Origin of the sequence: Lysobacter sp. CCNWLW3 (genome assembly GCF_036697405.1) — a bacterium.
Lineage (GTDB): Bacteria > Pseudomonadota > Gammaproteobacteria > Xanthomonadales > Xanthomonadaceae > Lysobacter.
The window spans coordinates 1-24,740 of record NZ_JBAHWA010000029.1; the positions used below are offsets into that span (position 1 = coordinate 1).

General features: G+C 70.4%; 24 protein-coding genes. 10 read left to right on the top strand and 14 right to left on the bottom strand.

Features of this window, described 5'->3' with window-relative positions; genetic code table 11:
- The 3 genes from V1318_RS21345 to hutI all read right to left on the bottom strand — a co-directional run.
- Positions 1 to 200: hypothetical protein (locus V1318_RS21345; RefSeq protein ID WP_332941791.1), on the bottom strand; the 200-nt coding region annotated here is incomplete at its 3' end.
- A gap of 118 nt (positions 201 to 318) precedes the next feature.
- Positions 319 to 1,533 (bottom strand): dipeptidase, encoded by a 1,215-nt coding sequence (locus V1318_RS21350; protein WP_332941792.1) that lies wholly within the window; start codon positions 1,531 to 1,533, stop codon positions 319 to 321.
- A 37-nt stretch (positions 1,534 to 1,570) separates the two neighbouring features.
- Positions 1,571 to 2,848, bottom strand: coding sequence for an imidazolonepropionase (hutI, locus tag V1318_RS21355; protein ID WP_332941793.1), 1,278 nt, complete (start codon positions 2,846 to 2,848; stop codon positions 1,571 to 1,573).
- 148 nt (positions 2,849 to 2,996) lie between these two features.
- Between hutI and V1318_RS21360 the strand changes: the two genes are divergently transcribed.
- On the top strand, positions 2,997 to 4,349 hold the full coding sequence (locus V1318_RS21360; RefSeq protein ID WP_332941794.1) for a formimidoylglutamate deiminase: 1,353 nt from the start codon (positions 2,997 to 2,999) through the stop codon (positions 4,347 to 4,349).
- A gap of 219 nt (positions 4,350 to 4,568) precedes the next feature.
- On the opposite strand, the gene V1318_RS21365 is transcribed toward V1318_RS21360, so the two are convergent.
- Positions 4,569 to 5,096, bottom strand: a complete 528-nt coding sequence (locus V1318_RS21365) for a methylated-DNA--[protein]-cysteine S-methyltransferase (RefSeq protein ID WP_332941795.1) — start codon at positions 5,094 to 5,096, stop codon at positions 4,569 to 4,571.
- Positions 5,097 to 5,163: 67 nt separating this feature from the next.
- Entirely contained in the window at positions 5,164 to 6,750 is a 1,587-nt protein-coding gene (locus tag V1318_RS21370) for an AlkA N-terminal domain-containing protein (protein WP_332941796.1), read from the bottom strand.
- 141 nt (positions 6,751 to 6,891) lie between these two features.
- Here V1318_RS21370 and V1318_RS21375 point away from each other — a divergent pair, with 141 nt between their 5' ends.
- A complete protein-coding gene (locus V1318_RS21375) occupies positions 6,892 to 7,302 on the top strand; it encodes a protease inhibitor I42 family protein (RefSeq protein WP_332941797.1) in 411 nt (136 codons plus the stop codon).
- Here V1318_RS21375 and V1318_RS21380 read toward each other — a convergent pair.
- Positions 7,299 to 8,543 (bottom strand): ectonucleotide pyrophosphatase/phosphodiesterase, encoded by a 1,245-nt coding sequence (locus tag V1318_RS21380; protein ID WP_332941798.1) that lies wholly within the window; start codon positions 8,541 to 8,543, stop codon positions 7,299 to 7,301. The genes V1318_RS21375 and V1318_RS21380 overlap by 4 nt on opposite strands.
- 127 nt (positions 8,544 to 8,670) lie before the next feature.
- Between V1318_RS21380 and V1318_RS21385 the strand changes: the two genes are divergently transcribed.
- Together V1318_RS21385 and V1318_RS21390 are read left to right on the top strand one after the other, a co-directional pair.
- Complete coding sequence (locus tag V1318_RS21385) at positions 8,671 to 9,252, top strand: DUF4440 domain-containing protein (protein ID WP_332941799.1); 582 nt, start codon at positions 8,671 to 8,673, stop codon at positions 9,250 to 9,252.
- Between the two features lie 125 nt (positions 9,253 to 9,377).
- Positions 9,378 to 9,707: a hypothetical protein gene (locus tag V1318_RS21390; RefSeq protein ID WP_332941800.1), complete on the top strand. Its 330-nt coding sequence runs from the start codon at positions 9,378 to 9,380 to the stop codon at positions 9,705 to 9,707.
- 100 nt (positions 9,708 to 9,807) lie between these two features.
- On the opposite strand, the gene V1318_RS21395 is transcribed toward V1318_RS21390, so the two are convergent.
- Positions 9,808 to 10,392 (bottom strand): TetR/AcrR family transcriptional regulator, encoded by a 585-nt coding sequence (locus tag V1318_RS21395; protein ID WP_332941801.1) that lies wholly within the window; start codon positions 10,390 to 10,392, stop codon positions 9,808 to 9,810.
- 144 nt (positions 10,393 to 10,536) lie between these two features.
- On the opposite strand from V1318_RS21395, the gene hutU reads away from it, so the two are divergent.
- Complete coding sequence (gene hutU, locus V1318_RS21400) at positions 10,537 to 12,207, top strand: urocanate hydratase (RefSeq protein WP_332941802.1); 1,671 nt, start codon at positions 10,537 to 10,539, stop codon at positions 12,205 to 12,207.
- 207 nt (positions 12,208 to 12,414) lie between these two features.
- Here the strand turns inward: hutU and V1318_RS21405 are convergent, their stop codons facing one another.
- A complete protein-coding gene (locus V1318_RS21405; RefSeq protein WP_332941803.1) occupies positions 12,415 to 12,858 on the bottom strand; it encodes an SRPBCC family protein in 444 nt (147 codons plus the stop codon).
- A 359-nt stretch (positions 12,859 to 13,217) separates the two neighbouring features.
- On the opposite strand from V1318_RS21405, the gene V1318_RS21410 reads away from it, so the two are divergent.
- Positions 13,218 to 14,660: an MATE family efflux transporter gene (locus V1318_RS21410; RefSeq protein ID WP_332941804.1), complete on the top strand. Its 1,443-nt coding sequence runs from the start codon at positions 13,218 to 13,220 to the stop codon at positions 14,658 to 14,660.
- Positions 14,661 to 14,728: 68 nt separating this feature from the next.
- On the opposite strand, the gene V1318_RS21415 is transcribed toward V1318_RS21410, so the two are convergent.
- Together V1318_RS21415 and V1318_RS21420 are read right to left on the bottom strand one after the other, a co-directional pair.
- The gene (locus tag V1318_RS21415; protein WP_332941805.1) at positions 14,729 to 16,204 is read right to left on the bottom strand and encodes a hypothetical protein; all 1,476 of its coding nucleotides are present in this window, start codon (positions 16,202 to 16,204) and stop codon (positions 14,729 to 14,731) included.
- 85 nt (positions 16,205 to 16,289) lie between these two features.
- Entirely contained in the window at positions 16,290 to 16,649 is a 360-nt protein-coding gene (locus V1318_RS21420) for a DUF1428 domain-containing protein (RefSeq protein WP_332941806.1), read from the bottom strand.
- A 170-nt stretch (positions 16,650 to 16,819) separates the two neighbouring features.
- On the opposite strand from V1318_RS21420, the gene V1318_RS21425 reads away from it, so the two are divergent.
- Positions 16,820 to 17,980, top strand: coding sequence for an AAA family ATPase (locus tag V1318_RS21425; protein ID WP_332941807.1), 1,161 nt, complete (start codon positions 16,820 to 16,822; stop codon positions 17,978 to 17,980).
- Positions 17,981 to 18,030: 50 nt separating this feature from the next.
- Here the strand turns inward: V1318_RS21425 and V1318_RS21430 are convergent, their stop codons facing one another.
- Positions 18,031 to 19,011, bottom strand: a complete 981-nt coding sequence (locus V1318_RS21430) for a CsgG/HfaB family protein (protein ID WP_332941808.1) — start codon at positions 19,009 to 19,011, stop codon at positions 18,031 to 18,033.
- A 355-nt stretch (positions 19,012 to 19,366) separates the two neighbouring features.
- Between V1318_RS21430 and V1318_RS21435 the strand changes: the two genes are divergently transcribed.
- A complete protein-coding gene (locus V1318_RS21435; RefSeq protein ID WP_332941809.1) occupies positions 19,367 to 20,344 on the top strand; it encodes a hypothetical protein in 978 nt (325 codons plus the stop codon).
- Between the two features lie 25 nt (positions 20,345 to 20,369).
- On the opposite strand, the gene V1318_RS21440 is transcribed toward V1318_RS21435, so the two are convergent.
- Together V1318_RS21440 and V1318_RS21445 are read right to left on the bottom strand one after the other, a co-directional pair.
- The gene (locus tag V1318_RS21440) at positions 20,370 to 21,296 is read right to left on the bottom strand and encodes a CPBP family intramembrane glutamic endopeptidase (RefSeq protein ID WP_332941810.1); all 927 of its coding nucleotides are present in this window, start codon (positions 21,294 to 21,296) and stop codon (positions 20,370 to 20,372) included.
- Between the two features lie 81 nt (positions 21,297 to 21,377).
- Complete coding sequence (locus V1318_RS21445; RefSeq protein WP_056103068.1) at positions 21,378 to 21,599, bottom strand: RNA-binding S4 domain-containing protein; 222 nt, start codon at positions 21,597 to 21,599, stop codon at positions 21,378 to 21,380.
- A 129-nt stretch (positions 21,600 to 21,728) separates the two neighbouring features.
- Between V1318_RS21445 and V1318_RS21450 the strand changes: the two genes are divergently transcribed.
- Positions 21,729 to 22,724, top strand: a complete 996-nt coding sequence (locus tag V1318_RS21450) for a zinc-dependent alcohol dehydrogenase family protein (RefSeq protein WP_332941811.1) — start codon at positions 21,729 to 21,731, stop codon at positions 22,722 to 22,724.
- Between the two features lie 174 nt (positions 22,725 to 22,898).
- On the opposite strand, the gene V1318_RS21455 is transcribed toward V1318_RS21450, so the two are convergent.
- The gene (locus tag V1318_RS21455; RefSeq protein WP_332941812.1) at positions 22,899 to 23,162 is read right to left on the bottom strand and encodes a GIY-YIG nuclease family protein; all 264 of its coding nucleotides are present in this window, start codon (positions 23,160 to 23,162) and stop codon (positions 22,899 to 22,901) included.
- A 127-nt stretch (positions 23,163 to 23,289) separates the two neighbouring features.
- Here V1318_RS21455 and V1318_RS21460 point away from each other — a divergent pair, with 127 nt between their 5' ends.
- Positions 23,290 to 24,315, top strand: a complete 1,026-nt coding sequence (locus V1318_RS21460) for a fatty acid desaturase (protein WP_332941813.1) — start codon at positions 23,290 to 23,292, stop codon at positions 24,313 to 24,315.
- Positions 24,316 to 24,740 lie beyond the last annotated feature (425 nt).

Here is a 24,740-nt window from a genome sequence, read left to right on the forward strand (position 1 = left end):
TTGCGAGTGCTTGGCTGGCGCCGGGATTTTTCGAATGGACATCCTTGTCCATTCGAAAAACGGCGCGCGTCCTGCGCACCACCCTTCGGGTCTACGGTTGCTCGCGTGGGTGCGGGGCTATGGATTCCAATGCCGGGCAACAGCAACAGCAACAGCAACAGCAACAGCAACAGCAACGGCAACGGCAACAGCAACAGCAACGGCCGGCAGGCGGCTGGCGTTATTTATGTTGCTCGCGAATCTGCTCCCTCTCCCGCGTGCGGGAGAGGGTTGGGGCGAGGGCCGCTGCGCCGGGCAACTGGACGCAATCCGCCCGCCTCACTTCTCAGTCGCGGCCACCTGTTCCACCTCGCGCCACACCCGCAACAGGTTCTCGCCCAGGATCTTGCGGATGTCCTCGTCCTTGTGCCCGCGCGCCTGCAGGCCGGCGACCAGGTTGGGGTAGTCGGCGACGCTGCGCAGGCCTTCGGGCAGGGCGCCGCCGACGCCGTCGAAGTCGGAGCCGATGCCGACGTGGTCGGCGCCCAGCAGCTTCACCGCGTAGTCGATCTGGTCCAGCACCGCGTCGATCTTGACCGGGTGCGCCAGTGGCGGATGAGCGCGCTCCCATTCGCGGTCGAACTCCTCGACCGTGCGCGGCTTCTGGCCGCGCGCGACCGCGGCGGCCTGTTCGCGGTCGAACACGGGACGCGCGCGGAAATAGGCGGTGGTCTCGCCCGCGGTCTTGGGGTCGACGAAGGCATTGCCGAAGGTGATCTGGACCACGCCGCCCTTCTTGGCGATCGCCAGGGCGAGCTCGTCGCTGAGGTTGCGTTCGAAGTCGGGAGTGAAATGACGCAGGCCGGAATGGCTGGCGATCACCGGCGCGCGGCTGGCCGCGAGCGCGGCGCGGGTGGCGTCGTCGGTCAGGTGCGAGACGTCGACCATGATGCCCAGCCGGTTCATCTCGGCGACCACTTCCAGACCGAACGGGCTCAGGCCCTTCCACGGCCGATCCAGGCTGTAGGAGCCGTCGGCGATGCGGTTGCTATGGCTGTGGGCGAGGGTGATGTAGCGCACGCCGCGGGCGTGGAACTGGCGCAGGCGCGCGAGGTCGTCGCCGATCGGCGCGCCATTCTCCATGCCCAGCGCCAACAGCACGCGGCCGCCGTCGATCAGGCGCGCGTAGTCCTGTGGCGAGCGCAGGATCGCGAACTTGTCCGGATGCCGGCCGACCATGGCCTCGACCGCGTCGATCTGGGTGCTGGCGACCTGCCAGGCGCTGCCGTCCTTGTCTTGTTCGGGCGAGGTGTAGATCGACATGAAGGCCACGTCGAGGCCGCCCTGGCGCGCGCGCGGATAGTCGAATTCGACCTTGGGCGAGTCCAGGCCGAGATCGTTCCAATGCTTGAGCAGCTCGGTCGGCGCGTCGATGTGGGTATCGACGATGGTCGCGGCGCGCGCGAGTTTCTGCGACGGGCTCAGGGCCTCGTCGGCGCGGGCGCCGCCGGCGAACAGGGCGAGGGTACAGGCGACGACGAGCAGAGAGCGCATGCGGAAACCTCGTGCGATAGGGAAGGGAAGGCGATGTTCAGCAGGCGCCGGCGACGCGGTGCCCGCCGGCGTAGACCTCGCCCGCGAGCGCGCCGCCCAGCCAGTAGCACAGCTCGGACGGGTGGCCGATGCGCCAGCGCACGAAATCGGCGCGTGCGCCCACGCGCAAGGCGCCGCGATCCTCGCAGCCCAGCGCGCGCGCGGCGTGCGCGGTCGCGCCGCGCAGCGCTTCCAGCGGGGTCAGGCGGAAGTGCGTGCAAGCCAGCTGCATCGCTTGGCGCAGCGACTGCAGCGGCGAGGTGCCGGGGTTGCAGTCGGTGGCCACGGCCATGGCCACGCCGTGTTCGCGGAAGGCGTCCAGCGGCGGCAGGCGGGTTTCGCGCAGCACGTGGAAGGCGCCGGGCAGCAGCACCGCGACCGTGCCGTGCTCGGCCATCGCGCGCACGCTGGCCTGCGAGGTGTATTCGACATGGTCGGCCGACAGGCCGGAGAATTCGGCCGCCAGCGCGGCGCCGCCGAGGTCGCTGAGTTGGTCGGCGTGCAGCTTGACCGGCAGCCCGAGCGCGCGCGCGGTCTCGAACACGCGCCGGGTCTGCACCGGGCTGAAACCGATGCCCTCGCAGAACGCGTCGACCGCGTCGACCAGGCCTTCTTCGTGCAGCGGCCGCATCCAGCCGCAGACCGCGGCGATGTAGTCGTCGGCGCGGCCGGCGTATTCGGGCGGCAGCGCGTGCGCGCCCAGGTAGGTGGTGCGCACGCTCACGCCCAGGATCTCGCCGATGCGGCGCGCCACGCGCAGCATCTTGCGCTCGTGCTCGTAGTCCAGGCCGTAGCCGGACTTGATTTCCAGAGTGGTCGCGCCGTCGCCGATCAGCGCCTGCGCGCGCGGCAGCGATTGCCGCAGCAGTTCGTCTTCGTCGGCGGCGCGGGTGGCGCGCACGGTCGAGACGATACCGCCGCCGTTGCGCGCGATCTCTTCGTAACTCGCGCCCTGCAGGCGCAGTTCGAACTCGCGCGCGCGGTCGCCGGCGAACACCAGGTGGGTGTGGCAATCGACCAGGCCGGGGGTGATCCAGCCGTCGGCGACGATCACCTGCTTGGCCAACGCGGCCGGGTCGCCGGGCAGGTCCGCACGCGGACCGACATAGCGCAGGATGCCGTCGCGCCAGCCCAGGGCGGCGTCGGCGATCTCGCCGTAGCCGTCGGCCGAATCCAGCGTCGCCAGCGAGGCGCCGACGATCAGTCCGTCCAGGGGCGGGTCCAGCGGTGTCGCGGCGTCGCCGACGGAGGCGGCGGAGGGATCGGGGCGGCTCATGGACCGATTCTAGCGGAGCCGCGGCAGCGCAGGCGCGAGCGCGCCGTGAGGGGAGCGCCATCGGGTTTGCCGATGCGGCGCTCCCGAGCGCGCCGGACACAGGCGTCCGCGGATCGCGCAGGCAGAGCGGGTCTGTAGAATCGCAGCCATGGAGAATCTCGACGCGACCACGCTCTGGACCCCCGCCGGCTGGCGCCACGACACCGGACTTCGCCTGGACGACGACGGCCGCATCCTCGCCCTGGACGGCGCCCAGCCCACCGGCAGCACGCAGCGCATCGTGCCCGGCATCGCCAACCTGCATTCGCATGCGTTCCAGCGCGCGATGGCCGGCATGGCCGAACGCCAGACCGATCCGCGCGACAGCTTCTGGACCTGGCGCGAGACCATGTACCGCTTCGCGGCTGGTTTCACGCCCGAGACCCTGTACGCGGTGGCTTCGCAGCTCTACGTCGAGATGCTGGAGGCCGGCTACACCACGGTCTGCGAATTCCACTACCTGCACCACGCGCCGGACGGCCGCCGCTACGACGATCCGGCGGCGATGTCGCGCGCGCTGATCGCCGCGGCGCGCGACACCGGCATCCGCCTGACCCTGCTGCCGGTGTTGTACATGACCGGCGGTTTCGACGAGCGGCCGCTGAGCGAACGCCAGCGCCGTTTCGGCCACCAAGTCGAGGACTACCTGGACCTGCTGCAGCGCCTGCGCGGCGACGCCGGCCACGGACTGCGCATCGGCTGCTCGCTGCATAGCCTGCGCGCGGTACCGCCGCAGGCGATGGCACAGACCCTGGCGGCGCTGCCGGCCGACAGCCGCGTGCACATCCACATCGCCGAGCAGGTCGCCGAGGTCGAGGACTGCATGGCGGTGCGCAAGGCGCGGCCGGTGCGTTGGCTGTACGACCACGCCGATGTCGACGAACGTTGGACCCTGGTCCATGCCACCCATCTGGACGACGCGGAAACCCGCGCGATCGCGCGCAGCGGCGCGACGGTGGCGATCTGCACCACCACCGAGGCCAATCTCGGCGACGGCCTGTTCCCCTTGCGCGATTACCTGGATGCGGGCGGGCGCTGGGGCGTGGGTTCCGACTCGCATATCTCGGTGTCGCCGATCGAGGAACTGCGCTGGCTGGAGTACGGCCAGCGCCTGATCACGCGCCGGCGCAACATCGCGGTGGACGCGGATTCGCCCAGTGTCGGCGACACCCTGATGCGCGATGTCGCGGCCAGCGCAGCGGCCTCGACCGGGCACGCGATCGGCAGGCTCGCGGTCGGCGAGTACGCCGATGCGCTGGTGCTGGACACCGACGCGCCCTTGTTCGCCGGCGCGCGCGACGAAGATGCGCTGGACCGTTGGATGTTCAGCGGCAACCGCCCCGCCGTGCGCGAAACCTGGGTCGGCGGCCGCCGCCTCGTCGCCGAGGGCCGCCACCGCGATCGCGATGCGGTCGCCGCGGCGTATCGGCGCGCGATGCGGGTGCTGCTGGAGACCGCCTGAGCGAGCCTGTGCCCGCGATCTGCTTCCTGTGGGAGCGGCGTGAGCCGCGATCGCGCAATTGCAACGCGCGACGAAGCTGACGATCCCCAACGCATTCAAGCGTGAACGCCCACGCAAGGAGGCGTTCGGTCACGCGTCGCGACATTCGTCGAAAATGTGCTCTCGCGATCGCGGCTCACGCCGCTCCCACTGGGGCCGGTAGCTGGAGACGCGCGGCGCTTAACCGAACAAATCGTTCGCCGGGGCCAGCGCGCCCTCGAGTTCCAGCAGGAAGCGCTTGGTCGGCAGGCCGCCGCCGAAGCCGGTGAGGCTGCCGTCGGCGCCGATCACGCGGTGGCAGGGCAGGACGATGGGCAGTGGATTGCGGCCGTTGGCGGCGCCGACCGCGCGCATCGCGCTGGCCTGGCCCATGTGCCGCGCCATCTGGCCGTAGCTCCAGGTTTCGCCCCAGGGGATCAGCGCCAGCGTGCGCCAGCATTGCAGCTGGAATGCGGTGCCGTGCGGGGCCAGCGGCAGGTCGAATTCGCGGCGCCTGCCGGCGAAGTATTCGTCCAGCTGTTTCTGGGTTTCCCGCAGCAAGGCGTTGTCGCCCTGCTGCCAACGCGCGTCGACCCAGGCCGGGTGCCAGGGCGCTTCGAATTCGATCAGGCGCAGGCCGTCCTCGCCGCTGGCGAGCAGCAGCCGGCCCACCGGGCTGGGGATGTGCCGGTAGGTGATCGCGCCGTCCTTGAGACGGATCCGGCTCATGCGTTGGGCCTCGCGATCGGGGCCCTCGTGGCGGCGACGCAGCGCGTGCGCTCACGGCGATACGGACTCATTCGACCTCGCTCCTCAGTTCGGCCGCGCCCTGCGCGCGGCGGCGCGTGCGCGGCGCGATCGGCGCGGCGACGGGTTTGGGCGCGCCCATCGAATCGCGCCACAGGTGGATCACCGCGTACGCGCGCCACGGGCGCCAGGCCTCGGCGCGTGCGATCAGCGCCTTGGCGCTCATGCGGCTGCCGTCTTCGGGCACGGCCTTCTGCAGCACCAGGTCGTCGGCCGGGAAGGCGTCGGGGTGGCCCAGCGCGCGCATCGCGATGTAGTTCGCGGTCCAGGGGCCGATGCCGGGCAGGGCGACCCAGCGCGCGGCGAAATCGTCCAGGGTGCGTTCGGCGCCGAAGCCCACGCCGCTGTCGACGCGGCCGTCGAGCAGGGCGCGCGCGACCGTGCGCACGGTCTCGGCGCGCGCGCGGGTGAGGCCGATCTGGCTCAGGTCGGCGTCGACCAGCGCTTCCGGAGTCGGGAACAGATGTTCCAGCCCCGGCGCGAACGGATGCGGCAGCGCCTGGCCGTAACGCTGGGCCAGGCGCGCAGCCAGCGTGCGCGCGGCGGCGACGCTGACCTGCTGGCCCAGGATCGCGCGCACCGCGATCTCGAAACCGTCCCAGCCGCTGGGCAGGCGCAGGCCCGGGCGCCGCTTCAGCAGCGGGCGCAGGCGCGGGTCCACCGACAGCGCGTCGGCGATCGCGTTCGGATCGGCGTCCAGATCGAACATGCGGCGCAGGCGGTTGATGATCTCCAGCAGGCGCGACGGTGCCGGCCCGTGCAGTTCCAGCTTCAGCGCGTGCTCGCCGCCGGGCCATGCGCTCACCCGCAGCCAGCCCGGCCGCTCGATCGGGCCGATCACGCGCGCATAGCTGCGTTCGTCGACGCTCTCCACGCCGGGCAGGGCGCGGCCGCGCAGGAAGTCGAGCATGGTGGCGAAGTCGTACGGCGGCCGATAGCCCAGGCGCAGGGTCAGGGTGTCGTCGCCGGCGCCGCCGTTCTCGTTCGGGCGCCGGCGCAGATCGCGCGGGGCCATGCGATAGGCCTCCAGGAAGGTGGCGTTGAAGCGGCGCAGGCTGCCGAAGCCGGCCGCCATCGCGACTTCGGTGATCGGCAGCGCGGTTTCGGTCAGCAACTGCTTGGCGAACAGCAGCCGGCGCGTGCCGTGCACGCCGATCGGCGCCGCGCCCAGGCGTTCGACGAACAAGCGCCGCAGTTGCCGTTCGCCCAGGCCCACGCGTTCGGCCAGCGCCGACAGCGGGTGCTCGGCGAGCAGGCCCTGATCGATCAGCTTGAGCGCGCGCGCGACCGCGGCATCGCCGCGGCGCCAGGCGCCGTCGCCGGGCGAGAGTTCGGGACGACAGCGCAGGCAGGGGCGGAAACCGGCGGCCTCGGCCGCGGCCGCGTTGCCGTAATAGATGACGTTCTCGCGCTTGGCCGCGGGCGCGGGGCAGACCGGCCGGCAGTAGATGCGGGTGCTGGTGACGGCGGTGAAGAACAGGCCGTCGAAGCGCGGATCGCGGCTCAGGCGTGCCTGCTCGCAGACGCGCCAGTGCGGCAGGCTGTCCTGAGCGGCGGGGGCGGGGTAGGTCGGCATGGAGCTCAGGCTAGCACCGTCCCGGGGGCCGGACTCGCCGGATTCGGACATGGACGTGGAGGCCCGGCGGCGGCCGCGTCACGCCGCTGTCGGGGGCCGCGATGCATACTCCGCGCCACCGAACGAGCAGGGAGCTCCGCCATGAATCATCGTCGTCTGTTTGCCGGCTGCGCCCTGGCGCTGAGCCTGGCCGCCTGCGCCAGCGCGAATGCGCCGGCATCCTCCGCCGAGCGCGTGCTGAGCCAGGCCGATAGCGCCGCACCGGTGGTGTTGAGCGTGGGCGAAACGGTGGTGGTCAAGGTCGAGGCGAATGCCAGCACCGGTTACGGCTGGATCGTCGATCAGGCCGCCGCGGCCGGCACCCTGGAGCAGGCCGGCGAGCCGTCGATGGCCTTGTCCAATCCCGGCCTGGTCGGCGGTGGCGGCACCCAGACCTGGCGCTTCCGCGCCGTCGCCAAGGGCCAGGGCGAATTGCGCATGGACTATCGCCGGGCCTGGGAGAAGGACGTGCCGCCGGTGCGCAGCCTGGCCTGGAAGATCGAGGTCCGTTAAGGCCGCGCGGCTGGCTCGCGCAGCGCCGGCAGCAGCGGCGCGATGTCGCCGTCGTTGCGCGCCGGACGGATGCCGACCAGACGCGTCAGCAGCGGATAGACGTCGACGTTGTCGAACGCGGGCAGGCGCGCGCCGCGCCGGAACGCCGGGCCGCGCGCGAGGAAAATCGCGCGCATCGACGGCAGCGCCGGATCGTAACCGTGCGAACCGCGACTCGCGTTCGGACGTTGGTCCAGCGCCGAGCGCTGGATCGCGTCCCAGCCCTCGTCCATCTGGCACACGATCGCCGGCACGCGCGGATGCGTGCCGTAATGCCAACGCGCGGGCAGGTCCTGCTTGCGCCAGCACTCGTAGTGTTCGTGGCGGCCGATCAGCTTCGCCGCCACCGCCGCTTCCTGACCGGGCTTGGGCACGATGCCGATCGACTGCCCGATCGAGACCACGGCCGCCTCTTGCATCGACACCATGTCCTCGACCGCGATCGCATGGCCGGGCGCGACCGTGGCCATGCCGTGGTCCGACACCACGATCAGGTTGACCCGTTCGAGCCGATCGCGCGCGGCCAGGCCGTCCAGCAGGCGGCCGATCGCGGCGTCGATGGTGACGATCGCTTCGTTCGCCTCGGCCGAATCCGGGCCGTGTTCGTGACCGGCCTTGTCCAGCGCGTCGAAGTACAGGGTGATCACGCGCGGCCGCGTCGCCGCGGGTTCGCCCAGCCAGCCCAGCACTTCGTCGACGCGCGCGTTGGCCGAAACCTTTTCGTCGAACGGATGCCAGCGGGTCGGCCGCAGGCCCTGCACCGGCGCCTCGCTGCCGGGCCAGAACAAGGTGGCGCTGCGCAGCCCGGCCTTCTCGGCGCCGACCCAGATCGGCTCGCCGCCCCACCAGCGCGTATCGCCCACGGCCTTGCGGTCGGCCACACGGAAAACGCCCAGGCCGTCTTCCCACATGCTGTTGTGGACGATGCCGTGGTGGTCCGGACGCAGCCCGGTGACGATGCTGTAGTGGTTCGGGAAGGTCAGCGAGGGGTAGGAGGGGTTCATCCAGTCCGCGCGCACGCCGTCGCGGGCGATGCGTTCGAGGTTGGGCGAGATGCCGCGCTCGAAATAATCGTTGCGGAAGCCGTCGATCGAAATCAGCAGCACCGGCACGGGTTCGGCCGGTTGCGGAGCGCGGGTGGCGCAGGCGGTCAGGAGGAGGGCGAGCAGGGCGGTCGCGGCCGCCGGGAAATAGGAGCGCATGCCCGGATCATAACGGGCGCAGATTGCGGCCAGGCGTCGGCATGACGGTCGGCGCCATGACTTCTGCCGCTGGCGACGTGTGCGGCCTGTGCCGATAGTGGCTGGGTCTTTTGCCTGGAGAGTCGCCGTGCGCCGTACCTGCGTCCGTTACGCCGTCGCCGCACTCTCCCTGGCCGTAGGGCTGCCGGCTGGGGCCCAGACCGGACCCAGTCCGGTGATGGAGAACCCGCCGCCGCCGCCGAACCCCGGGCCCGTGCTCAGCGCCAAGGAATGCGAGGTCTGGGCACGCGAACTCAGCTTCGCCCAGTCGGTGGCCGACCACGATGCGGCCGCGTTCGCCGCGCACCTGCAGTCCGGCGCGGCGTTCGGCGCCAGCCGTCCCAGCCCGACCCGGGGCCGCGACGCCATCGCCCAACGCTGGGCCGGCATCGTCGAAGGCAAGGCAGTGCGGCTGCAGTGGTACCCCACGCGCGTGACCATCGGCGGCGCCAAGGATGTGGCCTGGTCCAGCGGGCCGTCCTTGTTCGAGGACCTCGCACCCGACGCCAAGCAACGCTTTTCGATCGGGACGTTCCATTCGGTCTGGCATCGCGATGCCGACGGCGTCTGGCGGGTGCTGTTCGACGACGGCATCGAAGGCAGGCCGGTGACCTCGGCCGAAGCGATGGCGTTCCGCGACGCCCGGCGTACGACCTGTCCACGAGGCTGACGAACGCCTAAACGCGGACCTCGGCTGGGCGCTCCAGGCGTGCCGGGAGGCGTATGGTGGAAGTGCGACGGCTTTGGCCGCCGAATCCCCAATGCGATTCCCCAACGCGATTCCGAGGTGTTCCCATGAAACGTGTATTGCTCGCCAGCCTGCTCGCGGCCTGCGCTTTCGCGGCCTCGGCGCAGCAGACTTCGGTCCGGGCCGATGCTTCGGTGCGTACCGACGGCAGCGGCCAGACCCAGGTCCAGGCCGATACCAAGTCCAAGACCGACATCGACCGCAACTGCCTGCGCCAGACCGGCACGCATATCCGCGACCGTTCCGCCACCGACGGCAAGGGCCGCAAGCGCTGCGTCGCCGCCAACGGCCGCGTCTACAGCCGCGAGGACATCGACCGTACCGGTCAGACCGATATCGCCGAAGCGCTGCGTCAGCTGGATCCGTCGATCCACTGAGCCGTTCGCACCGCGCAGGCAGGAACGCCCGGCTTCGGCCGGGCGTTTTCGTATCCGCGCCGCGCGCATCGCCGGTCGCAGCGTCCGCGCAGCCGCGCGCTCAGCTCCTGAGCCCGTCCAGCAGCCGGCCCAGCGAGGCTTCGTAGAACTCGCGGAAGCGGCGTTCGTCGTAGCTGAAACGGCCGGCGCGATACAGCGCGATCAGGCCGTGGGTGTGCGCCCACAAGGTCATCGCCACGTCCCAGGCATCGTCCTGACGCAGCAGGCCGGCCTGCTGCGCTTCGCTGACCACATCGGCGACCACGTTCAAGGTCGGCGAACGCCGCGCCAGGAAATCTTCCGGGTAGCGCCGCGCGTCCTCGCGCCGGGCCGAGAACGCGTGATCGAACAGGTGCGGGTGGGCGAGCGCGTAGTCCAGATAGATGCGCTGGATCGCCTTCAAGCGCGCGATCACGTCGCCGCCTTCGTTGCGCGCGCTCCAGTGGTGGGCGATCTCCTGGAAGCTGTCGTCGCTGATGCGCTTGAGCAGGGCTTCGCGGTTGGGGAAGTGGCGGTAGATCGCCATCGGCGTGATCCCGACCGCCCCGGCGACGCGGCGCATGCTGACCGCATCGGCGCCGTCGCGTTCGAACAGCACGCGCGCGGCGCGCAGGATCCGGTGGGCGGTGGGGGCGGGCGCACTCATGTATACAGCGTATACATTTTGCCTCCGGCGCGGCAATTGGCAGCGAAAACGCGCGCGCGGCCGCCGTCCACGGCCTGCCCGCGCTGGCGGGCGCCGAGAACGCGGCGCGATAATTTCCCACACCCTCGAATGCCGGAAACCGCCATGTCCGCAGCCAGCCGCAACGACCCCACCCGTGTCATCCGCGCCCCGCGCGGCAGCGACAAGACCTGCAAGTCGTGGTTGAGCGAGGCCGCCTACCGCATGATCCAGAACAACCTGGATCCGGAAGTGGCCGAGAACCCGGCCGAGCTGGTGGTCTACGGCGGCATCGGTCGCGCCGCGCGCGACTGGCCCTCGTTCGACGCGATCCTGCATTCGCTGCGCGAGCTGGAGGACAACGAGACGCTGCTGATCCAGTCGGGCAAGCCGGTCGGCGTGTTCCCGACCCACGCCGACGCGCCGCGCGTGCTGCTGGCCAATTCCAACCTGGTCCCGCATTGGGCGACCTGGGAGCACTTCAACGAGCTCGATAAGAAGGGCCTGATGATGTACGGCCAGATGACCGCCGGCAGCTGGATCTACATCGGCTCGCAGGGCATCGTCCAGGGCACCTACGAGACCTTCGTCGAGATGGGCCGCCAGCACTACAACGGCGACCTCAAGGGCAAGTGGATCCTGACCGCCGGCCTGGGCGGCATGGGCGGCGCCCAGCCGCTGGCCGCATCGCTGGCCGGGGCCTGTTCGCTGAACATCGAATGCCGGCAGAGCAGCATCGACATGCGCCTGCGCACGCGCTACGTCGACGAGCAGGCCAGCGACCTGGACGACGCGCTCGCGCGCATCGCCAAGTACACCGCGGCCGGCGAAGCGCGGTCGATCGCGCTGCTGGGCAACGCCGCCGAAGTGCTGCCCGAACTGGTGCGCCGCGGCGTGCGTCCGGACGCGGTCACCGACCAGACCAGCGCCCACGACCCGGTCCACGGTTACCTGCCGATCGGCTGGACCGTCGAGCAGTGGCTGGCCGCGCAGAAGAGCGACCCCGAAGGCGTGCGCGACGCGGCCAAGCAGTCGATGCGCGTGCACGTGGAGGCCATGCTCGCGTTCCAGCGGCAGGGCATTCCGACCTTCGACTACGGCAACAACATCCGCCAGATGGCGCAGGACGTGGGTTGCGAGCACGCGTTCGATTTCCCGGGCTTCGTGCCGGCCTACGTGCGCCCGCTGTTCTGCCGCGGCGTCGGCCCGTTCCGCTGGGTCGCGCTCAGCGGCGATCCCGAGGACATCTACAAGACCGATGCCAAGGTCAAGGAAATCATCGCCGACGACGCCCACCTGCACCGCTGGCTGGACATGGCCAGGGAGCGCATCAGCTTTCAGGGCCTGCCGGCGCGCATCTGCTGGGTCGGCCTGGGCCTGCGCCACAAACTCGGCCTGGCCTTCAACGAAATGGTGCGCAAGGGCGAGCTCAAGGCGCCGGTGGTGATCGGCCGCGACCATCTCGACAGCGGCAGCGTGGCCTCGCCGAATCGCGAGACCGAGGCGATGCGCGACGGCAGCGACGCGGTCAGCGATTGGCCGCTGCTCAACGCCATGCTCAACGTGGCCGGCGGCGCGACCTGGGTGTCGCTGCACCATGGCGGCGGCGTCGGCATGGGCTATTCGCAGCACTCCGGCGTGGTCATCGTCTGCGACGGCAGCGAGGAAGCCGACCGACGCATCGCGCGCGTGCTGTGGAACGACCCGGGCACCGGCGTGATGCGCCATGCCGATGCGGGTTACGAGATCGCTCAAGCCTGCGCGAAGGAGCAGGGGCTGAAGCTGCCGATGCTGTGAGCCGGAGGCGGCCGCGGATGCCGCGGCCGCCCCTTGCAAGAGCGGCGCCAGCCGCGACCGCGCCGATGCAACTGCGGCGAAACCGGCGCCGTGCGCGGCTGGCCCGCGGTCGCGGCGTGCGCCGCTCCTACAGCGGTTTCGGGTGAGAATCGAGCGAAGGGACGGCCCGGTGTTCGGGCCGTCTTCGTTTGCGTCGCGCGGTCGCGATCAGCCCGGTATCGTCGGCTCCACCAGGCGTTCCAGCAGGGTCAGCGATTCCTGCCAGCCCAGGTAGCACTGCTCCGGCGGAATCGCGTCGGGAATGCCTTCCTGCACCACCGAAAGTTCGGTGCCGCAGGACACCGCGCGCAAGCTGATCGTGGTGAGCATGGTGCCGGGCAGATCGGGGGACTCGAAGCGGTCGTCGTGGACGATGCGCTCGTTCGGCACCAGCTCCAGGTAGGTGCCGCCGAAGCTGTGGCCTTCGCCGGTGGTGAAATTGGTGAAGCTCATGCGGTACTTGCCGCCGACCCGCGCGTCCAGCTCGTGCACGGTGCAGGTGAAGCCGTCGGGCGGCAGCCACTTGGCATAGGCGGCCGCATCGAGGAAGGCGCGGTATACGCGCTCGGCGGGGGCGGTGAAAACACGGTGCAAACGGACGGTGCCGGTCATGGTGGTCTCCTGGACGAGGTGTAGCCCTCACTGCCTGCGACGAATCGGCGGGGCCGGAATCGACATGCCGCCGTATACCGGTTCCCGGGTTCGCGCGGCGTATGCGGCGCGTTCATGCGGCCGGCGCCGCGCCCGCCGATCCGGCTGAATGGGGGCGTCGCGGCCGCTGAGACGGGACCCTGGCAGGGTGCGCGGATGCGTGGCCGGGCCGCGCGGGGTCCCCAGGACCGATCCGCTCATGCCCTGTCGATTTCGGCGGCCCCAGTTCGTCGTACCCATAAACCTACGTCGTTCGCCACCGCACGCCGTCCCTATCCGCCGTCCCCCATCCCCCGTCCCCGAGCATGGATCAGGTCCCGATGAGCCATCAACCGCAAACCTCCCCGGACGGCGATGCCGCCGCCCCGCACGTTCCCACCGGCTCGCTGTGGAGCGAGGTCCGCGAGGCCCTGCGCGGCACCAACGCCGATTACACCAAGATCCCGTTGCGCCGCGCCGTGTTCCTGCTGGCGGTGCCGATGGTGCTGGAGCTGGTGCTGGAGTCCACCTTCGCGGTGGTCGACATCTTCTTCGTCGCCAAGCTCGGGCCGTCGGCGGTGGCCACGGTCGGGCTGACCGAAAGCTATCTGTTCCTGCTGTACGCGGTGGCGATGGGCCTGGCGATGGCGGTGACCGCGCTGGTCGCGCGCCGCATCGGCGAGGGCAAGCGCGAGGACGCCGCGGTGACCGCGGTGCAGGCGATCTTCGTCGCCGTGCTGGTATCGGTGCTGCCGGCGTTGCTGGGCATCGTCTACGCCCAGGACCTATTGCGCCTGATGGGCGCCGACGCCTGGAGCATCGAGCACGGCTATCGCTACACCCAATGGATGCTGGGCGGCAACGCGGTGATCATGCTGCTGTTCGTGATCAACGCGATCTTCCGCGGCGCCGGCGACGCGGCCATCGCGATGCGCGTGCTGTGGCTGTCCAACGGCCTGAACATCCTGCTGTGTCCGCTGCTGATCTTCGGCCTGGGGCCGGTGCCGGCGCTGGGCATCGAGGGCGCGGCGATCGCCACCAACATCGGCCGCGGCGTGGGCGTGGCGTTCCAGTTGTGGGTGCTGTTCCACGGCGGCAAGCACATCCGGGTCGCGGCCGCGCACCTGGCTTGGCAGGGCGCGGTGCTCTGGCACGTGGTGCGGACCTCGTTGGGTGGAATCGGCCAGATGATCGTGGCAATGACCTCGTGGATCTTCCTGATGCGCATCCTGGCCAGCGTCGGCAGCGAGGCGGTGGCCGGCGCCACCATCGCGATCCGGCTGATGATGTTCACCATGATGCCGGCCTGGGGCATGTCCAACGCGGCGGCCACGCTGGTCGGCCAGAACCTGGGCGCCGAGCAGCCCGAGCGCGCCGAGGCCTCGGTATGGCGCATCGGCTGGTACAACATGGCCTATCTGGTGATCGTGTCGGTGGCGTTCTTCGCGTTCCCGCAGCAGCTGATCGGCTTCTTCACCGAAGACGCCAAGGTGATCGCGATCGGCGCGGAGTGGCTGCGGATCCTGTCGTATTCGTTCTTCGTCTACGGCTGGTGGATGGTCACCGTGCAGGCCTTCAACGGCGCCGGCGACACCATGACGCCGACCAAGATCAACGTGGTGTTCTTCTGGCTGATCCAGATTCCGCTGTCCTACCTGCTGGCGATCACGCTGGGCTGGCAGCACTCGGGCGTGTTCTGGGCGGTGTTCGTGTCGGAGACCTCGGTGGGCCTGTTCACGCTGTGGCTGTTCACGCGCGGGCGCTGGAAGACGGTGCAGGTCTAGCGCAGCGCCGGCCCGCGGCGATGGCGAACGCAGCAAGGGCCCGCGCCGGCGGGCCGTTGCCGGCGAGCCTAGCGGGCGGCCTCGCCCTGTGCGCGCAGCTTGTCCAGCACCTGCGCCTCGAAGGCCTTGCCCGCGTGTTCGGCCTCGGCCGGGTCGCCCGGCGTCAGCAGCTTCTGTTTCAGGGCCGCGTCGATCGCCGCGCGCGGGCCGCCGACCACGATCAGGGTCTGATCGCCGGTGTCCAGCGCCAGGTAGCGGTCCTGCGATTGGCGCGCCTGCAACAGCGCATCGAGCAGGCGCAGCACGGCGTCGACGTCGTACCAGTCGCCCAGGTTCTGGGCGCGGGTGCGGTAGATCATGCCGTCGGCGTAGGCGAGCAGTTGATAGGGGCCTTCGTCGTCCTCGGGCGCGGTCTCCTCGAAGGCCACGCCGTCCAGCGAAGGGCGCACCAGGGCGGCCAGCTCGCGCAGCAGGCTGTCGTGCGAGTTCGGGAACTGACCGGTCTCGACATCGAACCAGTGCGCATACCCCGCTGATTGCAGCACCGCTTCCACGTCCGCACCTTCGACCCGGGTCGGATCGACCTCGCCGACGCGCACGAAGCCCAGCGCCTGCAGTTGATCGATGCGCGCGCGCACCTGGGCCAGGGCGGCGGGCGTGGAGGCCCTGGTATCGTCCGGCGTCGACGAGTTGCGCGGCTTGCGTAGGCCGGTGCAGACCGGATCGTCGATGCGACGCGTGCAGGCCTGCTGCAACTGGGTCTGGCCGGGGCGGCTGTCGGACCGGGCGAAGGCCATCGCGACTTCGTCGGCGCGGTCCTGATCGCGGATCTGCGAATGCAGACGCTCCAGCGTCGCCGTGGCCTCGGCTTGATGCAGCTCCGCCAGCACGAACGCGGCCCGGCGCGCGACCGCATCATCCCTGCCCAATATCGCCGCGCGCGCGGTGCGTTCGAGTCGCGGATGGAAGGGTGGGCGCCCGGAGATGTGGTCGCGCTCATCGTAATACGCGAGCACCGCAGCGTCCGGTGTGTCCGCCCGCAGCACTGCGGCGCTGTCGTCGGGCCCGGCGCAGTCCTCGGCGAAGGCGGGCATCAGCGTACGGCGCAGGGTGGAGTCGGGCTCGGCGGCGATCGCGCGCGTGGCCGCGCAGAACGCCGGTGTCGCGACGCGATAACGCAGCCGTTGCTGCCATTGCTCGGTCCAGGCCGCGACGTCCGCGTCCGGTACTTTGTCGGCGCTGCGGCGCAGGCGCGCGATCCAGCCGGCATCCCCGCTGGCGACGCCGTCGCTGGCGTGCATGATCGGCGGGAAACGGCTGCGGTCTTCCCACCAGCCTTGCATGTCGGCGGCCGTGGACGGCAGCGCCGCGGCATAGCGCGACGGCAACGGTCCGCGTTCGACGCTGACGCGGCTGGCGGCGGGGTCGGCGAAGGCGACGCGCGCGCCACTGTCGGCGACGGGTGCGGGCGCCGTGGGCTCGCCGCAGGACGACAGGCCGGGGGCGAGCAGCAGCGCCAGCAGCAGTTTGCGATTCGGGCGCATCCGTCCTCCCCGACGGCGTAGCGGATGCGTCCGATTGTTTCAGCACCGTCGCGCGGGGTAAAGGCGCGCCCGCCGGCCTAGGCGTTCACAGCTCCAGGATCGGCTTGAATCCGCCCCAGAACATGCGCATGCCGTCGAAGGGCAGTTTCTTCGGGTCCATGGTGTCGGCCAGGCGCGGGTCCTTCATGACCTTCTCCAGGACTTTGTCGCGCTGCGCGCGCGACTTGTAGACCACCCAGGAGAACACCACCACCTCGTCGGCCTTGAGTTTCACCGCCTGCGGAAAGGAGGTGACCTTGCCCGGCTTGACGTCGTCGGCGACGCATTCGACGTATGCGAGCGCGCCGTGTTCGCGCCAGACCTTGCCCGACTTGCGCGCCAGGCGTTTGTAGGCGGTCAGATTCTTGCGCGGTACCGCCAGTACGAAACCGTCGACGTAGCTCATACATCCTCCGTGTCTGCGGACAGGGTGCGCAGCCGTGGCGACTGCGCGGCCGATCATGCCATCGCGCGGCGCAAGGCCGGATGAAACGCGGCGCCCCGGCTGTCGCAAGGCCCGAGATGCGGCCCAGCTCCAATGCGTCGGTCTTGACGTCGATTCGATACTCTGCACCCATGCTGACCACGCTCGCGATCGCCCATTACCGTTCCCTGCACGATCTGGTCGTGCCGATGGGGCGCTTGAACCTGGTCACCGGCGCCAACGGCAGCGGCAAGTCCAACCTGTACCGCGCGCTACGCCTGCTGGCCGAAACCGCGCAGGGCGGGGTGGTGCCGGCGCTGGCGCGCGAAGGCGGCCTGCGTTCCACCCTGTGGGCCGGGCCCGAGGAACTGTCGGCGCGCATGCAGCGCGGCGAAGTGTCGGTGCAGGGCGGGCCGCGCCAGCAGGCGGTGTCGTTGCGCCTGGGCTTCGCCGGCGACGAATTCGGCTACGCGATCGATCTGGGCCTGCCGGCGCCTTCGCAGTCTGCGTTCGCGTTGGACCCGGAAATCAAGCGCGAGGTCATCTGGAGCGGTCCCTTCCTGCGCCCGTCCAACCTGCTGGTCGACCGACGTGGTGCGGTCGCGCGCGTGCGCGACGGCCGCGGCTGGCGCACGGTGGCCGAACATCTCAATGCCTACGAGAGCCTGTACGGCCAGATCGCCGATCCGGTCGGCGCGCCGGAGGTGCTGAGCCTGCGCGAGACCATCCGCGGCTGGCGTTTCTACGACCACTTCCGCGCCGACGGCGAATCGCCGGCGCGCCTGCCGCAGTTGGGCACGCGCACGCCGGTGCTGAGCCACGACGGCCGCGACCTCGCCGCGGCCTGGCAGACCATCGTCGAGATCGGCGATCCGCAGGCGCTGGAGGCCGCGGTCGGCGACGCCTTCCCTGGCGCGCGCGTGGACGTGGTCGGCGGCGACGGCCGCTTCAGCCTGGAGTTCAGCCAGCACGGCCTGCTGCGGCCGCTGTCGGCGGCCGAGCTGTCCGACGGCACCCTGCGTTACCTACTGTGGATCGCGGCCCTGCACACGCCGCGCCCGCCGCCGCTGATGGTGCTCAACGAGCCCGAGACCAGCCTGCATCCGGATCTGCTGCCGGCGCTGGCGCGCCTGATCGCGCACGCGGCGCGGCGCACCCAGGTCTGGGTGGTCTCGCATGCCACGCGGCTGATCGCGGCGCTGGAACACGAGCCCGATTGCAACACCCTGCGCCTGGAGAAATCGCTGAGCCGCACCAGCCTGGCCGGACAGGGCCTGCTCGACGCGCCGGCCTGGCATTGGCCGGAGCGCTAAAGCAAAAGGCCGCCTCGCGGCGGCCTTCGCTTGATCGCTGGAGCGACGGATTACTTGGACAGTTCGAGCGCGAGCGAAGACGCCCAGCCCTTGTTGCCCATCTCGTCCTCGACTTCCCACATCGTGCCCTGCTTGTTGCCGGTGGGGTAGAGCATCATGCCGACGTCGAGCGAGCGCACGACCTTGCCCTTGCCGCTGGCATCGGAGTACATGCGGCCGGGCTTGACCACGGTGACGGCCTGCTGGGCGTTGGACGCCGAGGCATTGCCGGACACGCCGCCGAGCTCGCCGACCAGGTCGGTGTAGGCCTGCAGGTAGGCCAGGGTGATGACCTGGCCCAGTTCGGTGTTGGCGTAGCCGGACACGCCGGCGCCGCCCAGGCCGCTGCTGCCGAACAGCGCGCCGCTGGCGCCGAAGCCGATGTCGGTCTTCTTGGCGTGGCCTTCGGCCATCGCGACCTGCTCGGAGGAGCGCACGTCGGTCAGGGTCAGCACCACGTCCGCGGTCTTCTTGCGGAAATTGAGGTTGCCCGCGACGGCGCCGGCCTTGCCGCCGATCAGCCCGCCGAGCAGGCCGCCGATGGCGTTGCCGCCGGCGTCGTTGTTCTGCGCGATCAGGTCGGGCACCAGCACGTAGTCGGCGGCCTTGATCTGGCCCTTGCCGACGTTGGAACGCCCGCGCAACTGGCCGCTGGCGGCCAGGTCGCGTTCGCGCATGGCCATGTCCATGCCGGCGCCGCGATCGACCAGGGTGAAGCAGCGCGATTTGCTGACGAATACCTTGATCAGCTTGCTCGGCGCGGGCAGCTGCTGGCCGGTCCACCAATTGACCGAATCCTCCGGCTCGATGACCGAGATCGTGCCCAGGCTCTTGCTGCAGGTCGGAATCTGCGCGGTCTGTTCGGCGCGCTGTTCCTGCGCGCTCTTGCGTTGCGCCGAGGCGGGGGTGGCGGTCAGCGCCAGGCCCAGGCCCAGCGCGCAGGCCAGCAGCGAGGCGCTGCCGAGCGGGATGCCCCTGTGTGCGATCTTCATTGTGCGGTTATTCCTTCAACGACTACGAAAAAGCCGGCATGTGGATGCCGGCACCCGATGGAGTCCGTTCGTCCTGTCCGGCCGCCGGCGCGATGGCGGTGCCATCGGGCGAAGGGCCGGTCCCCAAGCGAGCGCGCCGCCGGCGGACCGGCGGCGTGGCGACTCACTGGCCAATGATAACGTGACCTGTGTCCAATTCAGGACGCGGCCGGCGGTCTGTACGCCGATTCGGATCGCGGCCGCCGGCGAGGGCGGGTGGTTTGCGCAAAGCCGGTGCCATTAGGCATGGCGACAGCGCCCGAGCCCGAGCCCGCCGAGGCTAGAATCGGCGACCGCACAGGGGGACCCAGCACGCATGATCGTTCCAGCCTATTGGGCGGAAGCGCGCCTGCAGCAGCGCACGCACCGCCGCCAAATCACCGTACGCCGCTTCGGCTGGTCGGACCTGGGCCCGGCCGAGGCCCAGGCGCATGCCGATGCGCGCGTGCGCGAGGCCTTCGACCGCATCGTCGCCGGCGAGCGCCTGCCGCGATCGGAGCGCAAGGTCGGCTACGGCGGCTCGCAAGGCCTGCCGATCCGCGAGGAGATCGTCGACCGCCAGGGCGATGCGGTGATCACCCGCAACAGCTACGGCGCGCTGTGCCTCAACACGCCCGACGTGCTGTTCGCCGATGTCGATTTCGACGAGGTGGTCGACGACGGGCTGTCGTGGCGGGCGGTGACGGTGGTGTTCCTGGTCGCGGTGGCGCTGGGCCTGTGGACGCGCTCCATCGGTCTGGGCATCGGCGCCCTGTTCGCGGGTTTCGTCCTGGCCGTGATCGTGGTCGGCTGGCTGCGCAAGCGCGCCCATGCCGCCAACGGCGGGCCGGAGGTGCGCGCGCGCCATCGCATCGACGCCTTCGTCGCCGCGCGACCGGACTGGCTGCTGCGTTTGTACCGCACGCCGGCGGGCTTCCGTCTGCTGGCCCTGCACCGCACCTTCGGGCCGCGCGAGCCGGAAGTGGCCGAGAGTTTCCGCGCGCTCGGCGGCGATCCGGTGTACGCGACCATGTGCGCGGTGCAGAACTGTTTTCGCGCGCGCGTGAGTCCCAAGCATTGGCGCATCGGCCTCAAGCGCAAGATCGCGCCGACGGTGGCGGTATGGCGGCCCGAGCACGCGCACCTGCCGCAACGCCAGGCCTGGCTGGTCGACTACGCGCGCGCCGCGCTGGGCTACGCCTCCTGCCGTTACGTGGCCACCTTCGGGGCCGGCGCGGCCGATCCCAAGGCGGACGCGGTGCGCCAGTTGCACGATGCGCTGTGCCGCGCGGACGAGGACCTGCCGATCGCCTGAGCGCGAGGGTTGCGCGCGCCAGGCTTCAGGCTGCGCCGCTCCACTCGCGGATGAAGGGCGCCAGTTGCGGGATCAGATCGACCATGCCGTGCAGCGGCACGATCAGCCACAGCGAGCGCGTGCGCGCCCACAGCACGCCGAAGGCGATGCCGGCCGGGGCGATCATCACCACCGAATAGGCGATGGCCCAGGCAGGCGTCGGATCGGCCACGCCTTCCAGCAGGCTGGCGCCGCGCAGGTACAGGCCCGGCGCGTGCGCCAGGCCGAACAACAGCGAGGCCCAGGCGATCGCCGCGATCTGCGAGCCGGTGGCCAGCGCCAGGTGTTCCTGCAGTACGCGCCGGAACAGCACTTCTTCGCACAAACCCGCTTCCAGGGTCTGCCAGAGCAGGCACAGCGGGATCGCCCACAGCAGGGTGGGCGCGGACGGCGCGAGCTGCGACAGGGACGTCAGGCCGCGTCCGAACACCGCCTGCATCGCCAGGTAGGCCAGCGACATGAGCACGAACACCAGCCACAGCCGGCGCCCACCGAACGGCGCCGGCGTGCGCTCGCCCAGGCGCAGGAACAGCCAGGCCGGCAGCAGCACCATGGTCAGCAGCTTCAAGCCCAGCTTGACGACCGACTGCGCGGGCTCCTGCGGCACCGCCTGGTCGAGCGCGCTGAAGCCCCAGCCCAGGACCAGCAGCGAGAACAGCGCCAGATAGACCAGCACGCCCGGCAAGCGCGAGCGGCCGCGCGTGCGCGGCCGAGCCGGCGGTTTGCGGGTCGACAGCCAGGCCAGCAGCGGCAACGCCAGCCCGATCACGCCGAACAGGAACAGCGGATCGGCCAGGTTCGCGCCCGGCAAGCGCTGCAGGAAGGCGAGCGCCGCCAGATAGGTCAGCGCGGCGACCGTCAGGGCGATCGCGGCGTGGCGGCGGCTGGCGGCGGGCGAGGGCGGCTGATGCATCGGCGCATGGTGCGCGCTGGCCGCGGTCCGGTCGGCTGCCGTTCGTCGCCCAACCAAAGTCAGGGCGGCAGCCTGCAGCGCTCAGCGCGCCGCGATCACCCGGATCTCGACGCCCTGCAGGCGCACGACCTGGCCGGCGTGGATCTTGCAGGTCTTGCGCAGTTCGACCTGGCCGTCGACCGTGACCGCGCCGCTGGCGACGATGGCCTTGCCGGTGCCGCCGCTGTGGGCCAGGCCGACCAGTTTCAGCAACTGGTTGAGTTCGACGTGGTCGCGGTCGAGTTCGAATTCGATCGGGGACATGGCACCGGGGCGTGGAGAACGATGCGCAGGGTCGCAGCGCGGGCGCCGGCGCGCAAGCCGCGCATTCGCGCCGGGCGGAGTAACGTGGGCGTCCATGCCCGGCCGCGGGCGACCACGACGGGAGCGGATATGAAACAGGCCAGGTATGCCACGCGCGGCCCGGTGCCGCAGGACGTGATCGAGGCGGTGGAGTGCGAGCAGCCGGTCCTGGCGCCGGGCCAGGCGCTGGTCGAGGTGTTGGCCGCGCCGATCAATCCTTCCGATCTGCTGACCCTGACCGGCCAGTACGGCCTGTTGCCGCCGCTGCCCGCGGTCGGCGGCAACGAGGGCGTGGGGCGCGTGCTGGCCCTGGCCGACGGCGTATCCGCGCCCGCGCCCGGCCGCACCGTGCTGTTGCCGATCAGCGGCGGCACCTGGTCCACGCATGTGATCGCCGACGCGCGTGCGCTGACGCCCTTGCCCGATGCCGATCCGGTGCAGCTGTCGATGATCACGGTCAATCCGCCGACCGCGCGCCTGCTGCTGTCGGAGTTCGTCGACCTGGCGCCGGGCGAGTGGGTGATCCAGAACGCCGCCAACTCCGCGGTCGGCGGCTATCTGGTGCAACTGGCGGCGCTGCGCGGCCTGAAGACGATCAACGTGGTGCGCCGCGAATCGGCGCGCGAGGACGTGCTCGCGCTCGGCGCCGATGCGGTGCTGGTCGACGGCGACGATCTGGCCAAGCGCGTGCGCGAGGCGACCGGCGGCGCCAGGATCCGGCTCGGCGTGGACGCGGTCGGCGGCCTGGCGACCGAACGTGTGGCGCAGTGCCTGGGCGAGGGCGGGGTGCTGGTCAACTACGGCGCCATGAGCGGCGAGCCCTGCGCGCTGTCGCCGGCCTCGCTGGTGTTCCGCGACGTCGCCCTGCGCGGCTTCTGGCTGGCGCGCTGGTACCGCAACGCGCCGCAGGAGCAGCGCGCGGCCTTGTTCGCGGAGCTGGCCGGCCTGATCGCGCAGGGCAAGTTGTACGCGCGGGTGCAGGCGACCTACGGCATCGACCAGATCAAGCAAGCCGTCGCGGCCGCCGCCGCCGGCGAGCGCACCGGCAAGATCGTGCTGACCCCCAACGCCCGTAGCGCTCCGTAGCCCCCGCCGACAGCGCTTCGCCGGTCCTCGCGACTGTCCTTCTTCCGCTTGGGTGAGGGGAGTGCGGCGTCGCAGGCGCGAACGCCGTGGGCTTCGTTGGATACGCTGAGCCGCGGCGAACCGCATCGCCGCCCTCGCCCAGGCCATGGAGTTAGCCCGGACTCACAAACCCGTTCAGCTCCCCGGCGGCGGCGCGCCCGCCCCCAGCGCCCATTTACGCTCCGGACTGAGCCGCTTGATCGCGTATTCCGCGCGCAGCGCGGCCGACCGGTCCGGATATTCGAAGCTCACCAGCAATCGCAGCGGCGGGTGCGAACGCGTGTAGCGCGCGCCCTTGCCGGCCGCGTGCTGGGCGTAGCGGCGGCTTACGTCCACCGCCACCCCGGTGTAGAGGCTGCCGTCGCGGCATTCGATCAGGTAGACGTGCCAGGCGGCCATGCCGATAGGGTAGCGGCGATGGCGCCCGCACCGCGAATCTGAATGGCGATCACAACCATACGCCAACGAACGTCATTGCGAGGACACCGGGCGACGCCGACAATGGGTCTTCCCCTGGAGAATCCGCTTGAGCGCCGCCGACGAATCGCACGCCGCCGTAACCAACCTGCGCCAACTGTGCGCGCGCTTCGCCAAGCCGCACCTGGGACGGGCGGTCTGGCAACTGATCAACACCCTGCTGCCGTTCGCCGCGATCTGGACCCTGATGGCCTGGAGCGTGGTCGCGCAGTGGGGCTACGGCTGGACGCTGCTGCTGTCGCTGCCGGCCGCCGGCCTGTACGTGCGCATCTTCATCATCCAGCACGATTGCGGGCACGGCTCCTTCTTCGCCAGCAGCCGCGCCAACGACACCGTCGGCCGCTGCCTGGGTCTGGTGACCCTGTTCCCCTACGGTTACTGGAAGAAGACCCACGCGGTGCACCACGGCACCTCGGGCAACCTCGACCGCCGCGAGATGGGCGACATCGAGACCCTGACCGTCGCCGAGTACCGCGCGCGTTCCTGGCTGGGCCGCATGAGCTACCGCTTCTACCGCAGCACGCCGGTGCTGCTGGGCATCGGCCCGCTGTACCAGTTCGTGCTCAAGCACCGCTTCCCGTTCGATCTGCCCTTCACCTGGAAGAAGGAATGGGCGAGCGTGCTGCTCAACAACCTGATGCTGATCATCGCCTTCGTCGCGATGGGCTTCACGATCGGCTGGCACACCGTGCTGCTGGTGCATCTGCCGATCGTGCTGCTGGCCGGCGCGATGGGCGTGTGGCTGTTCTATGTACAGCACACCTTCGAGGACGCCTACTGGACGCGCAAGGACGATTGGAACTCGCATGAGGCCGCGATCGCCGGCAGCTCGTTCTACGACCTGCCGCGGGTGATGCATTGGTTCACCGGCAACATCGGTTACCACCACATCCACCACCTCGCCAGCCGCATCCCGAACTACCGCCTGCGCGAAGCCTACGAATCCAGCCCGTTGCTGCAGGCCGCGCCCAAGCTGACCCTGTGGTCCAGCCTGAAGTGCGCGCAGCTGAAGCTGTGGGACGAGGACCTCAAGCGCATGGTCGGTTTCCCGAAGCGCGCCCGCGCCGGCGTTTAAGCCCGCGTTTTCAGCAAGGCGCCGCGCATCGCGGCGCCTTGCCCATCCCGCGATGCGACCGGGTTGGTTTCAGTAGGCGCGGCTTTCTGTGGGAGCGGCGTGAGCCGCGATCGCGAACTTCGGCTACCGCGCTGGCCGGGCGCGCTAGGAAATTTGCTGTTTTGCTCTCGCTCTGCATGTTTGCCCCGAAGGTCAACGGTTTGCGCCCGCTGCGCGTGCGGGCCACGTTCTCTCGCCAAGCTCCCTGTAGGAGCGGCGCAAGCCGCGACCGCGAATTCAGGTCGCGTCGCCGGTTCCGAAGGGGACGGCATGCTGTGGGTACTTCGACCGGGTTGGTTTCAGTAGGCACGGCTTTCTGTGGGAGCGGCGTGAGCCGCGATCGCGAACTTCGGCTACCGCGCTGGCCGGGCGCGCTAGGAAATTTG